At 69.2% G+C, this 13,083-nt stretch carries 7 protein-coding genes; 5 read left to right on the top strand and 2 right to left on the bottom strand.

What is annotated here, in order from left to right:
- Position 1: 1 nt before the first annotated feature.
- A complete protein-coding gene (locus tag B9O00_RS04765) occupies positions 2–721 on the bottom strand; it encodes an SDR family oxidoreductase (protein WP_085121296.1) in 720 nt (239 codons plus the stop codon).
- Complete coding sequence (locus B9O00_RS04760) at positions 718–2,595, bottom strand: B12-binding domain-containing radical SAM protein (protein ID WP_085121295.1); 1,878 nt, start codon at positions 2,593–2,595, stop codon at positions 718–720. Before B9O00_RS04760 ends, B9O00_RS04765 begins: the two co-directional genes overlap by 4 nt.
- A gap of 296 nt (positions 2,596–2,891) precedes the next feature.
- Between B9O00_RS04760 and B9O00_RS04755 the strand changes: the two genes are divergently transcribed.
- The 5 genes from B9O00_RS04755 (at position 2,892) to B9O00_RS04735 (ending at position 13,036) form a co-directional block, all read left to right on the top strand.
- On the top strand, positions 2,892–4,412 hold the full coding sequence (locus B9O00_RS04755; RefSeq protein WP_085121294.1) for a B12-binding domain-containing radical SAM protein: 1,521 nt from the start codon (positions 2,892–2,894) through the stop codon (positions 4,410–4,412).
- 278 nt (positions 4,413–4,690) lie between these two features.
- Positions 4,691–7,468 (top strand): YfhO family protein, encoded by a 2,778-nt coding sequence (locus B9O00_RS04750; RefSeq protein ID WP_085121293.1) that lies wholly within the window; start codon positions 4,691–4,693, stop codon positions 7,466–7,468.
- A complete protein-coding gene (locus tag B9O00_RS04745; RefSeq protein WP_085121292.1) occupies positions 7,465–9,780 on the top strand; it encodes a hypothetical protein in 2,316 nt (771 codons plus the stop codon). The genes B9O00_RS04750 and B9O00_RS04745 overlap by 4 nt, the downstream gene beginning before the upstream one ends.
- Before the next feature lie 19 nt (positions 9,781–9,799).
- The gene (locus B9O00_RS04740) at positions 9,800–12,094 is read left to right on the top strand and encodes a hypothetical protein (protein ID WP_085121291.1); all 2,295 of its coding nucleotides are present in this window, start codon (positions 9,800–9,802) and stop codon (positions 12,092–12,094) included.
- 132 nt (positions 12,095–12,226) lie between these two features.
- Entirely contained in the window at positions 12,227–13,036 is an 810-nt protein-coding gene (locus B9O00_RS04735; RefSeq protein WP_200808403.1) for a class I SAM-dependent methyltransferase, read from the top strand.
- Positions 13,037–13,083: the final 47 nt, after the last annotated feature.

Here is a 13,083-nt window from a genome sequence, read left to right as displayed (position 1 = left end):
GTCAGTAGCGCGGAAAGGAGGGCCGGACCTCAATCCGGCTGATCAGGCTGCGCCGATCATGGGCCAGGACCTCTAGCACGCTGCGCGCGAGGTCCTCCACCGGAATGTGCCAATCCTGCGGCGCCTCGCCGGCGAAGTCGGTGTTGACCCGGCCCGGCATCACCGAGGTGACCAGCACGCCGTGCTTGCGCAGGTCGAGGGTCAGCGCCTCGCTGAAGCCGTTCAGCCCGAACTTCGAGGCGTTGTAGGCCGTGCCGCCGGGCATCGGGTTGACCGCCGAGCGGCTCGACATGTTGACGATATGGCCGCCGCCGCGCGCCTTGAGGTGCGGCAGGGCGGCGTGGCAGCAGTTGAAGACGCCGGTCAGGTTGACGTCGATGGTCTGCCGCCACTCCTCGGGGGTCAGCGCGTCGAAGTCCTTGACGATGCCGACGCCGGCATTGTTGACCAGGATGTCGAGGCCGCCGAAGCGCTCGGCCGCACGGGCGAAGAGAGCCGTCACCTGCTCCAGGTCGCGGACATCGCAGACCCGGCCCTCGATCGGGCCGAGCGGCGCCATCTGCCCGACCGCGGCGGCCAGGCTCTCGGCGTGCAGGCAGCAGCCCATGACCGAGACGCCGGCGCGCAGCAGCGCCTCGGCGACGGCCCGGCCGATGCCCCGCGACGCGCCGGTCACGACGGCGACCTTGCCCGTGAGCGGGCCGTCCGGATTGCCGCTCATCGCGTCGGCAGCGGCCGGAGCAGAGCCGTCGGGACCTCGCCTTCGTACCAGTCCGGAGCCTGCTCGAGGCCGGCCAGCAGCAGCAGCTCGGGGAACTGCCGCACGCGGTTCTGCCAGTAGTCGGCGCCGGCGCAGAGCTCGAGGAAGCGCGCGGTCAGGCCGTCGGCGCGCTCGACCTGGCCGGCCAGACGGTAGGCGTGCGACAGCGCCGCCGCCATCGAGGCGTCGTAGGGATAGCCGGAGTGGATCGCCTCGATCCAGCGGGCGATCTTCAGCGGGTTGCCGCCCGGCTGGAAGCAGGGGTTGCCGAGGAAGTTGGCGATCAGGTTGAAGGCGAACCAGATCTCCTTCTGCTGGTCGAGGTCGGGGACCGTGTCCTCCGGGATCTCGAAGATCTCCCAGCCGGCGTAGGTGCGCTTCGCCTCCTTGAAGCGGTAGCCGAACTCGCCGCGCTCGGCCGAGCGGCCCGGGTTGATCATCTTGTCGTAGCGCTCTTCCTTGGTGCGCTCGTCGCCCAGGTCCTCGAAGTCGGTGAACATCTCGGTGCCGCGCAGCGGCTGGCAGATGTAGAAGCTCGACCAGTCCCAGGCCAGCTCCAGCGCGAAGTCGAAGGTGTCGCGCATCTCGCCGAAGGTCTCTTCGGGGAAGCCGATGATGAAGTTCGTCGAGGTCAGGACCTCGGGATACTTCTTGAACCAGCCGTTGCGCTCGCGCAGCTTCTTCTTCGTGGTCGGCTTCTTGATCTGCTTCAGCCGGCGATCGTTACCGGATTCGATGCCGATCTTGTAGGCCTTGAGGCCCGAGCGAACCATGGCGTCGATCATCTCCTCGTCGACCGAGACGCCGATCAGGCCGTTGCTGGCCGTCCACTCCAGGCCCGGCACCTGCTCGGCCAGGCCGTTGAACAGAGCCAGCGCCCGCTCACGGTTCCACAGCAGGTCGTCGTCGAGCCAGTCGATGTAGGTGACGCCTTTCCGCTCCCTGAGGAACTTGACCTCGTCGATGACGTCCTGGATCGAGCGCTGGCGCACGCCGAAGCCGTTGAAGTTGCGCACCGTGCAGAAGGTGCAGCGCGCCCGGCAGCCGCGGTTGGTCAGCACCGTGCAGAACCGGCGGTCGGTGCCGACGTAGCGCGAGAAGGCACCGAGGCAGCCGTAGGCGTAGTACTCGGAAATGTCGATCAGGTCGTAGGCCCAGCGGATGTCGGCGGCCAGCGGCGCCGCCTCGATCGGGCCGTCGATCTCATGGATCGCCTCGCCGAGCCGGAAGGCCAGGCCCGGCACCGGCGGCGTCGCCGGGTCCGAGAGACCGCGCAGGAAGCTGCGGAACTGGTCCTCGCCCTCGCGCCGGGTCACCAGGTCGGCCTGGCCGTCCTGCAGGATCTCCCTGTAGTCGAAGGTCGCCTGGACGCCGCCGCTCAGCACCGGCACCTCCGGGAACTCGCGGCGCACGAAGCTCGTGACCTCGACGTAACAGGGCTTGGTCGTGCCGAACATGAAGGTGACGCCGACCATCGGCGCCTCGCAGCCGGCGATCGCCTCGCGCACCACGTCCTGCCAGACCTTGTAGCGGAACGCCGGGTCGTGGCTCTGCTTCAGCAGCAGGTGGTTGAGGTCGATCAGCGAGATCTCCAGATCCGGCCGCTCCTCGCGCGCCACCGTCGCGATGTAGAGCAGTCCGGTCGGCGGGAAGTTGTAGTAGCCGCCGCCCTGCGCCGTCTTGACGTCGAAGAACTGCTCCGGCACCAGCGGCGGCTGGATCAGCACCAGTTCCTTCGGCTGCGGGAAGCGCTCCAGGAACGCCCGCCATGCCGCCTCGGCGGAACGTCGTCCGGCCGCGACGGTCGGGTCCTGCTTCACGGCAACGTCGAGCATTGGGCCTTCACCTGATCCCTGATCCGCGGCCAGCCCGCGGGCGACTCATTGCGCAGAGCAACGATGGCGGCGACTGGCCTCCGCGTACATTGAGGTGCGCAGGCCGGTTCGTCAGTCTTGTGCCATTTCGATGGGCCGGCGCCAACCCCCGGCGCACGAAGAGACGGCGCAGAATCCTTCCGGAACGGCAGGCGAGTCCTTGTGGGGAACATGGTCCGATGCTAACAACAAGCCCTAGATGGGAGAATTGTCTTCGGCCTCCAAACAAACACCCTCGGCGGAATAAGGTCTTCTGAATGCGCATCCTGTTCCTGCAAAACAACGGCATCCAGGAGTCGATCGGCATCGCCAGTCTCGCCGGCACGCTGAAGGCGAACGGCCACGAGGTGGACCTCTTCCTGGCCTCGCACACGCCGAACCTGCGCGAGACCATCGCTCGCTACGACCCCCAGGTCGTCGCCTTCTCGGCCCTGACCGGCGTGCACAACGCCGTGCTCGACCTGGTCGGCAAGGTCAAGACGAGCTTCCCCGGCATCACCACGGTGGTCGGCGGCCCGCACCCGACCTATTCGCCGGAGGTCATCGAGAAGCCGGGCATCGACGCGATCTGCCGTGGCGAGGGCGAGATGGCGCTGCTCGAGCTCTGCGACACGCTCGAGGCCGGCAAGGACATCCGCCAGATCAAGAACCTCTGGGTCAAGGACCAGGATGGCAGCATCCATCGCAACGAGCTGCGCCCTCTGGTCGCCGACCTGGACGAGCTGGCCTTCCCCGACCGCGAGATCTACTACAAGTACGACTTCATCCGCGACCTGCCGATGAAGCGCTTCATCGCCTCGATCGGCTGCCCCTACCCCTGCACCTTCTGCCACGAGCCCGTGATCTTCCAGATGTACAAGGGCAAGGGGAAGTACTACCGACGCAAGAGCCCGCGTCGGACGATCGACGAAATCCTCTACATCAAGAACCGCTACCCGCTGAAGCACGTCCACTTCTCGGACGACCTGTTCTTCCTGCGCAACAACTACGACTGGCTGGAGGAATTCGCCGAGCTCTACGCGCGTGAGGTCGCCCTGCCCTTCAACTGCAACATCCGCTACGACTCGGTGGTGGAGAAGTCGGCGGACCTGCTGAAGAAGGCCCACTGCTTCGGCGTCGCCGTCGGCCTGGAATCGGGCAACGAGCATCTGCGCGAGGTCGTGATCAAGAAGCGGGTCAAGAACGAGCACATGATCGAGGGCGCGAAGCTGCTGCGCGACCGCAAGATCAAGATGCTGACGACCAACATGATCGGCCTGCCCGGCGAGACGCTCGACCAGGCCTTCGACACGGTCGAGCTCAACATGCGTCTCAAGTCGGACTACACCCGGGCCAACACCTTCCTGCTGTTCCCCGGCCTGCCGCTGGTCGACTACGCCAAGCGCGAAGGCTTCGTCGATCCGAACTTCGACATCGACAAGCACGTCGCCGAGGCGTTGGAGATCAACCTCAAGACGCCCTACAGCAACGAGTTCAAGAACCTCTGCTCGCTGTTCTGGCTGATGGTCAAGTTCGACCCCAAGTGGATCCCCTTCTTCAAGAAGATGGTGGCGCTGCCTGACAACGTGATCTTCCGCATGATCGGTGCGGCCAACATGGTCCAGGAACTGCTGTTCTATCGCCTGCCCCTCGGCCCGGCCGTGAAGTTCTTCCGCAACACCGTGCTGGCCTCGAGCGACATGATGACCATGCGCAACATCCCGAGGCTCCTGGGCAAGAAGAAGAACAGCATCAGCAGCGACCGGGAAATCTTCGAGGCGGACCGGGGCCTGATCTAGGTGCCGTTCACCACCGAAGAGAGCCAGCTCTTCGCCCGCCTGTTCAAGTATCTCGCGGTCGTCGCGATCGTCCTGCTGCTGCTCGGCGCCCTCGCGCTCCTCGGGCTCTTCTGAGCCGCCGCAGCAGCGACTCTCGACCGCAAGCCCCAGGCCCAACTAAGCTGTGGCATTGAGGCCGGACGTGGGCTATCCCCGGCGGAGCCGCCGCGGATGCTCAATGTTCCGCCGAAGAAACTCGGTACGGCCGCGGGAAGGCGCAGGGGGGGGGTCATCGTTTCATGAGGCGCTGGACCGCTGTCATTCTGGAATGGCTGCTGGTCGCCGCCGTCTCGATGCTGGTGATGGCCCTGGTCTATCCGGACCTGCTGGCGTTTCACCGGATCCGCTTCACCGCCGGCCACGACCTGGAGATCCCCTACCAGTCGGCCTGGGTGCACGCCGGCTACTTCCTGCGCGGCGGGGTCCAGCTCTGGAGCAGGATGGACCAGGTCAACCACGCCTACTTCCATCTCACGACCGGCTTCCAGGGACTGACGCCGATCGTCGAGGGTTGGGTCTTCTCGCTCTTTGCCCAGGGCCTGGCGCGGCCGGGCGAGACCTTCCAGGCCTTCCATCCACTGTTCTTCTTCGGCCTGGCGACGCTGTTCCGCACGGCCGGCGGCCTGGCGCTGCTCGGCCTCTATCCGGTGCCACGCTGGGCGCGGGTCCTGACCTTGCTGCTCGCCAACTCCGTGCTGGCGGCACAGACCTACAACGGCCTTCTGGCCGGCTTCCTCTACAGCTTGGCGCCGCTGGTGCTCTACTTCCTGACTCTCCTCTTCCGCCGCTTCAGCCTGGCGGCCCTGCTCTGGGCGATCCTGGCCCTCGGCCTCGCCTTCGCCCAGATCCCGCTGATCGCGGTCGGCTACTTCTACATGCCGATCCACTTCTTCGTCTTCGCATCCGCCGCCGCCGCCGGCTGGTGGGCCTTCCAGGCGCGGCGCGGCCGGCCGGCCGGAGAGCCGGCCCCCGCAACGCCATGGACGCTGCGCCAGGGCCTGGCGCTGGCCGCCGGCCTCGGCGCACTGACGCTGGTGGTCGCGATGGATCTCGACTACCTGCACCTGTTCAAGACCACCTTCTATGTCGCCAATTCCGGTCTCGCCGGCACCTCGGGCCGCTTCAACGACCTGTTCGACCCGCTCGGCTTCATCACCAAGGGCATTCACGGCCCCGAGCTCTCCCTGCTGCCCACCTTCGCGCTCGACTTCACCGAGAACCGCTGGTGGTTCTCCTGGCAGTGGATCGGCGCCGCGAGCCTGGGCTTGGCGCTGATCGGCCTGACCCACGGCCGGCACCGCGAGCGCTGGATCCATGGCGGCGCTTTCCTGCTGACCATCCTGGCGATGCAGCCGGCGATCCTGCGGTCGCCCGGCCTGCCGGCGCACCTGATCACCGGCTTCACGAATCCCTTCGGGTTCCTGATCGCCAATCCGCACATGTCGATGCTGCTGATGGCCTATTTCCTGATCGTGCCGATCGGCCTGGGCCTGACCGCGCTGCGGCGGCGGGCCGAGGCCGGCGCGGCCGAGGAGGGGCGATGGGCCGACGCGATCGCGACGACGGTCCTGCTGGCCGGCGCGGTCTATGCCCTGGTCGCGCTGCCGCTCGCCTCGGCCCTCGAGTCGGCTGCGGTCTTCGCGGCGCTGGCGGCCTGCCTGCTGGCGTCGCGCCTCGCACTCCTGCGCCGGGGCCGCCGGCTGCGCGCGCTCGCCGTCGCCCTGCCGCTCGCCGCGATCGCCGCCGACCTCTGGGGCTACTCGGTCTATCTCGCCAAGGTCCCCTACACCGGCGACCGCATCCAGCCGCGCAGCTTCAAGGGCCTCGAGGCCGATGACGGCCGCGAGATCAACCCGGTCGTCATCGACTACCAGAACCCGGCGACCCTGACCTTCCCGCGCCACGTGCGGGTCGCGCCCGACCCCGTCGCGCCGACCAGCGACCCGGCCTTCCCGACCGACTTCGCGGTCTACTTCATCCGCCAGATCTACATGGGCGCCTACTTCAACACCGTCTTCCTGTCGCGCCACTTCAATCCGCCAAACATCTACGAGCTGCGCCAGATCCGATATGCCGACGCCAGCGACAAGGTGAAGGGAGAGGACAGCCGCAGCCCCGACGAGAAGGCGCTCTATCCGCTGCTCAAGGCCGACGACCGGGCGCTGTTCTTCGCGCCGGTCGGGGTCCGCGCCGACAAGGTCGGCCCGGCCGCCCTGCTCGCCGCCGGCGCCGGCCGCTGGGCCGTCTCGCTGGCCGACCCGGACGGCGACCAGGTCGACGAGGCCCGCGAAGCCCTGCCCGACGCGCCGCCGGCCCTGCCGCCGCAGGAAGCGGAGCGGCGCGACTTCGACCTCACCCTCGCCGACGCGGTGGCGCAGCGCCGGCGCGAGCCGGCCCTCGCGACGGCGGGGGGCTTCGTCGAGTACGACTTCCCGCTGCCCGAAGGCTTCCCCGCCTACATGGCGACCAACCTCTTCACCGCCGACCGCGACGCGATCCGCCTCAGCGTCGGCGGCCGCGAGCTGGCGCCGGCCCAGGGCGACCTGATCCGGCCCTTCACCTTCGACGTGCGCAACGTCGCCACCGACCGCCTGGTCGTCGCCCTGCCCCCCGGCCAGCCCGAGAGCACGACGCTGCGGCTCAGCGTCATCCTCGACGGCTTCCTCAAGGACGTGCAGCCGAACCGCAACGACACCACCGGCCTGACCGTCGAGGCCCCGGCCGACGGCTGGCTGGTCTGGCGCGCACCCTACGAGGAGGGCTGGCGGGCGACCCTCGACGGCAAGCCGGCGCCGCTCTACATCGCCGACGTCACGGCCATGGCGGTCCAGCTGCCCGCCGGCCGCCACAGCGTCGTCTTCGCCTACAAGCCCGCGTCTTCCGGCAGCTGGACCCGGCGCCTGGTCCAGGCCCACCTCTTCGCCTCCCCCCTCCTCGCCCTGCTCGTCCTCGGCGTGACCCTCGCCGGCGCCGCCGGCGACTCGCGGCGCCGCCAAGCTGGAGCGGTCGACCGGTGAACGCCCCCGATCCCGGACCGTCCTGGCCGCTGCGCCCCGTCGCGCTCTTCGCGCTCTTCGTGGCGGCGCTGGTCTTCAGCGTCAACCTGTCGGTCGAAACCGAGCTGCAGGAGACCGTCGGCTACCTGATGCTGCTGGTGGTCGGCCCCTTCGCCGCGGGCCTGATCTGGAGCCTCTGCGACCGCGGCGGAGAAGAGGCCTGGAAGCTCGCGGCAGGGCGTGTCGTACTGCTGGCCGCCGCGACCCTGCTGCTGCTCTCGATCGGCGGCCTCACCCATCAGAACGACCAGCTGTACCACTGGACCAACGATAAGCTGGGGCAGTACGTCCCTTTCTTCAGGGAGATCCATTTCAGGCTGCCGCTGCACGACCAGCTCGTCGATTTCCTGGCCGCGTTCCTGGTTCTCTCGATGGTCGCGCTGGCGGGCCGGCTGCCCGGGCCGGTCGCCCGCCCGCTCGATCGGCTCGCCGTCTGGTCCGTGCCGCTGCTGGTCGGCGCGCTGGTCCTGTTCGCCGCCGTCTACACGCCGCTCTACCCGGCGCGCGACGACCGGGTTTCTGCGTTCCTCGGCTGGGCCGTGGACCGGCCCCTGTTCCCGATCCTGATCCTCGCCGCCTGGCCGCTCGCCTGGCTGCTGCCCCGGCTGCCGGCTGTGCGCGGGGGCCCGATCGCTGCGCTGCTGCTCGCTGTTGCGCTCGTCTTCGCCCTGCTGCTCTACGATGACCAGTCCTTCATCGAGTGGGCCCACTACACGGCCTACGTCGGCCCGGCGCTGCACGCCCTGCACGGCGGCGTGCCGATGGTCGAGGTCTATTCCCAGTACGGCCTGCTGCCCTGGGCCCTGCTGACGACGGCCTATCACTGGCTGCCCCAGACCTACGGCAGCGCGGCGATGATCGTCCGTTTCGTCACGGTGCTCTGGTATCTGAGCCTGCCGCTGACCGTCTATCGCCTGGTCGCGCACAAGCCGGCGGCCCTGCTGCTGGCCTCTGTCGGGCTGCTCTGGATCATCTGCTTCCATATCTACGCGCTCAACATGAACGCACTGCCCTCGACCCAGGGCTACCGCTACCTGCTGCCCTCGCTGGCCGTCGCCTGGCTGGCCTGGGTGCCGGAGGGTCGGCGGCGCGACCTCGGCCTCTTCCTCCTGGCGCTCGTTGGCTCGCTCTGGAGCATCGAGGCGACGGCCTACGTCGCGGGCCCGCCGATCGCCTTCGCCCTGCTGACCGCGGTCTGCGACCGAAGCCTCCTGCCGTTCGCCCGGACCCTGCTGACGGTCGTCGCCGGCATCGCCGTCGGGCACGCCGGCCTGGCCGCCTTCCTGCAGATCACCTATGGCCGCTGGCCGGACTACGGCCCGATGCTCGGCGGCCTCGCCTTCTTCGAGCCGCGGCAGGACGGCCAGCACTCGCTCTGGAGCGAGCCGATCCCCTACGGCTTCGGGCTCTGGATGCCGATGGCGGGCATCTTCTTCGTGGCGCTGGCGATGCCGGTGCGCGATGCCCTGGCCGGCCGGATCCGGCATCCGCGCGCCTGGAGCCTGGTGCCGGCGAGCGTGCTCGGGATCGGCGAGCTGAGCTATTTCGTCGGCCGCTCCCACGCCACCACGCTGGGCCTCGCGCTGATGCCCTTCCTGACCGTGGCGATCGTCGGGATCGACGCCCTGGTCGAGCGCTGGCGGCGAGCCCCGGCCCGGACGCTGCGCGCCGAGCGCCTGCTGGTCGCGCTCGCGATCGCCGGCTGCGCCGCCTTCGCAATGGAGCGGTTCCTGCGCCCCTACGATCCCGGCAAGACCAACGCATCGATCCTGCGCCACTGCTTCACAGAGGCCGGCTGTGCGCCCGCGACGGTCGTGCGCCGGATCGTCGACGCCACGAAGGAGAAGGCCGCCGATCTCGACCTCGCCGATCCGAAGAACGCCCTGGTCGCCAAGAACGAGTTCCTGGCGCGCGTGCGCGAGGCCGAACGCCTTGTCGAGGCCTACGCCCCTGACCAGGAACGGGTCGGCCTGCTGGTCGACACCGGCAACTACTCCTTCGTCGGCGTGCCGACCCTGGCCGATCTCGACAAGTGGTACGCATGGCCGATCAACAGCCCGGTCAACGACGGGCAGACGCCCGCCGTGGCGCGCCGGATCGTCGCCTCGGCCAGACCGAGCGACGGCGAGATCCTGATCATCGACAAGAAGCGGGACGAACTGGCCGACGTCGTCCGGCCGCTGGCCGAGAAGTACGCAGCCCACTGCAGGCTGGAGCGCATCGACGCGGGCCGGTTCTTCGAGGTCGTGCGGACCTCGGACTGCCATGACTAGGGCAACGCCCGGAGCCGACATGGCGAGCGAGCGTCGCGCCCGGCCGGCCTGGCCGCTGGCACCGGCTGCGCTCTTCACCCTCTTCGTCGCCGACCTGGTCTTCGCCGTGCTGCTGGCCGGCCAGTCCGAGATGCGCGAGAACCTCGGCTACCTGCTGCTGCTCCTGGTCGGGCCTTTCGCCGGCGGCCTGATCTGGCTGCTCTGCGAGCGGCGCGATCCGCAGGACTGGGAATCCCGGGCCCGCCAGGTCCTGCTGCTCGCGAGCCTGACCCAGATGCTGCTCGCGCTCGGCGGCCTCGCCTACCAGCAGAGCGACCTGGTCCACGACGCGACGAGCCGCTTCCTGGGTGTCGGACTCCGGCCGACGGTCCACGGGCTCATGCTCTGGATTCTGCCGGCTTTCCTGCTGCTCTCGCTGCTCGCGCTGGCGGATCGGCTGCCGGCGCCGGCAGGGCGCCTGCTGACGCGGCTCGAGCCCTGGGCGGTGCCGCTGCTGATCGCCGGAATGCTGCCCTTCTGCGCGGTCTTCACGCCGCTCTACCAGCCCAACGACACGCGGATCTCGGCCTTCTTCGACTGGGCCCAGCTGCGGCCGCCCTTCGTCACCCTGCTGCTCGTCGCCTGGCCGCTGGCCTGGCTGCTGCCCCGGCTGCCGGCGGTGCGCCGCGGGCTGTGCGCGAGGCTGCTGCTGGCGCTGGTCCTGGTCTTCGGCCTGCTGCTCTACGACGACGGCTTCTTCGTCGAGTACTCGCACTACATGCCCTATGTCGGGCCGGCGCTGCACGCCCTCCACGGCGGCGTGCCGATGGTCGAGGTCTACTCCCAGTACGGGATCCTGCCCTGGGTGCTGCTCTGGGTCGGCTACCACTGGCTGCCCGAGACTTACGGCAGCGCGGCGGTCATCGTGCGCCTCTTCACCGTCGCCTGGTACCTGACCCTGCCGCTGACGGTCTACCGGCTGACCCGCAACAAGCCGGCGGCGATGCTGCTCTCGGCGACCGGCCTGCTCTGGGTCATCGGCTTCCACGCCGACGCCCTCGACATGAACGGCATGCCCTCGACCCAGGGCTACCGCTACCTGCTGCCCTCGCTGGCCGTCGCCTGGCTGGCCTGGGTGCCGGGGGGCCGGCGCCGCGACCTCGGCATGTTCCTGCTGATGGTCGTCGGCTCGCTCTGGAGCATCGAGACCGCCGCCTTCGTCGCCGGGCCGCCGGTCGCGCTCGCCCTGCTGGTCTCGATCCGCGACCGCCGCATCGGCCCGCTGCTTCGCCAGGCGCTGCTGGTCCTGGCCGGGGTCGTCGTCGGCCACGCCGCTCTGGCGCTCTACCTGCAGGCGGCTTACGGCCGCTGGCCGGACTACGGCCCTTTCTTCGAGCTGCTCGGCTTCTTCAAGCCCGCCGAGGGCGAGGCCTCGCACTGGAGCGCGCCGATGCCCTACGGCTTCGGCCTCTGGGTACCCTTCGCCGGCGTCCTCTTCGTCGCCCTCGCGGTGCCGGTGCGAGACGCTTTTCTCGGTCGCGTCCGGCATCCGCGCGCCTGGAGCCTGATCCCGGCGACGGTGCTGGCGATCGGCGAGCTGACCTACTTCGTCGGGCGCACCTACAGCACCACGCTGGGGCTCGCGCTGATGCCCTTCCTGGTCGTCTGCCTGGTCGGCTTCGACGCCCTGATCGAGCGCTGGCGCGGCTCCTCGGGCCGGCCGGTCCGGGCGGAGCGCCTGCTGGTCGCCCTGGCGATCGCCGGCTGCTTCGCCTTCTTCGCCGAGCGCTTCCAGCGCCCCTTCGACGCCGGCGCCAGCAACGCCACCATCCTGCGCCACTGCTTCACGGAAGCCGGCTGCTCGCCGGGTGCGGTCGCGCGCCGGGTCGTCGAGGCGGTCGAGGAGCGCAACGTCGACATCCGCCTCGAGGACCAGAAGAACTTCGTGGTCCGCCGTAGCGACTACCTGGAGCGCCTGAAGGAGGTCGAGGCCCTGCTGCGCAGACACTTCGCCGGCCAGGAGCGCGTCGGCCTGCTGGCCGACACCGCCCGCCTCTCCTATCTGGGCATCGCGGCCCTGGACGACCTGGACAAGTGGTTCCTCTGGCCGATCTCCAGCCCGACCAACGACGGCGAGTCGCCGAGCCTGGCGCGCCGGACCGTGGAGTCGGCCACGCCCCGAGACGGCGAACTGCTGATCGTCGCCAGGGACGACACCAAGATGGCCGCGATCGTCGCCCCCCTGACCGAGAAGTACCGGACCCGTTGCAGGCTGACCCCTGTCGAGGAAGGCAACTTCTACGCCGTCGTACGGACCAGCGACTGCCATGACTGACACCGGTGTTCGCGTTGAAGTTGCCCGGCCCGAATACCTCTTCGACGCGACAGGAGAATCCGGATTAGAGGTAGCCCGGCTTTCGGCCGCATGCTCGGTCGGAGCAGTCGCCATCGGGAGCACGGGACAAGCGTGTCGCTGACCAGACCCAAACCAGACGAGACGATCCGCGACTTCGGGGCGCAGTGGACGCGCTTCCGCGCCAACGAGGGCTACTACGCCTCGGCGGAGATCTTCTCCGACATCTGCGGCCCGCTGCTGCCGGTTGCCGAGTTCGCCGGCGCCTCGGTCGCTGACCTCGGCAGCGGCACCGGCCGGGTCGTCGCCATGCTGATCGAGGCCGGTGCCGCGGAGGTCACCGCGGTCGAGCCCTCGGCAGCCTACGAGGTCCTGCGACACAACCTCGACGGCGCGCGCGACAAGGTGCGCTTCGTCCAGGCCAAGGGCGACCAGCTGGAGGGCGGTCCCTTCGACCTGGTCGTCGCGCTGGGCGTGCTGCACCACATCCCGGAGCCGGCACCGGTCGTGCGCCGCGCCTTCGAGAGGCTGAAGCCCGGCGGCCGGATCCTGGTCTGGCTCTATGGGCGCGAAGGCAACCGCCTCTACCTGGCCTTCGCCGAGCCGCTGCGCTGGGTCACGACCAGGCTGCCCGACCGGCTGCTCGCGCCGCTCGCCATGGCACTGACCGCGGTGCTCTCGGCCTACTGCGGGGCCTGCCGCTTCCTGCCGCTGCCGATGCGCGCCTACATGCGCGCGATCATCGGCCGCTACGACTGGCGCTACCGCTACCTGACCGTCTTCGACCAGCTCAATCCGCAGTTCTCCAAGTACTACCGGCGCGGCGAGGTCGAAGCCCTGCTCGCCGAGGCCGGCTTCACCGACGTGCGGCTCCACCACCGCCACGGCTACAGCTGGACCGCGATCGGCCGCAAGCCGGGCTGAGTGGCTGTCCGCGGCCCACACTGCCAGGCTGCGGCAGGGCGGCGTGC

It is taken from the genome of Tistlia consotensis USBA 355, from assembly GCF_900177295.1.
GTDB classification, from domain to species: domain Bacteria; phylum Pseudomonadota; class Alphaproteobacteria; order Kiloniellales; family DSM-21159; genus Tistlia; species Tistlia consotensis.
Note: the sequence above shows the minus strand (reverse complement) of the source record. Positions and strands in the feature narration are given on the sequence as shown.

What these genes read in the sequence shown, in the direction of transcription:
- B9O00_RS04755 (WP_085121294.1), top strand. Translation starts at nt 2,892, where the DNA reads ATGCGCATCCTGTTCCTGCAAAACAACGGCATCCAGGAGTCGATCGGC.
- B9O00_RS04750 (WP_085121293.1), top strand. Translation starts at nt 4,691, where the DNA reads ATGAGGCGCTGGACCGCTGTCATTCTGGAATGGCTGCTGGTCGCCGCC.
- B9O00_RS04760 (WP_085121295.1), bottom strand. Translation starts at nt 2,595, where the DNA reads ATGCTCGACGTTGCCGTGAAGCAGGACCCGACCGTCGCGGCCGGACGA.
- B9O00_RS04765 (WP_085121296.1), bottom strand. Translation starts at nt 721, where the DNA reads ATGAGCGGCAATCCGGACGGCCCGCTCACGGGCAAGGTCGCCGTCGTG.
- B9O00_RS04740 (WP_085121291.1), top strand. Translation starts at nt 9,800, where the DNA reads ATGGCGAGCGAGCGTCGCGCCCGGCCGGCCTGGCCGCTGGCACCGGCT.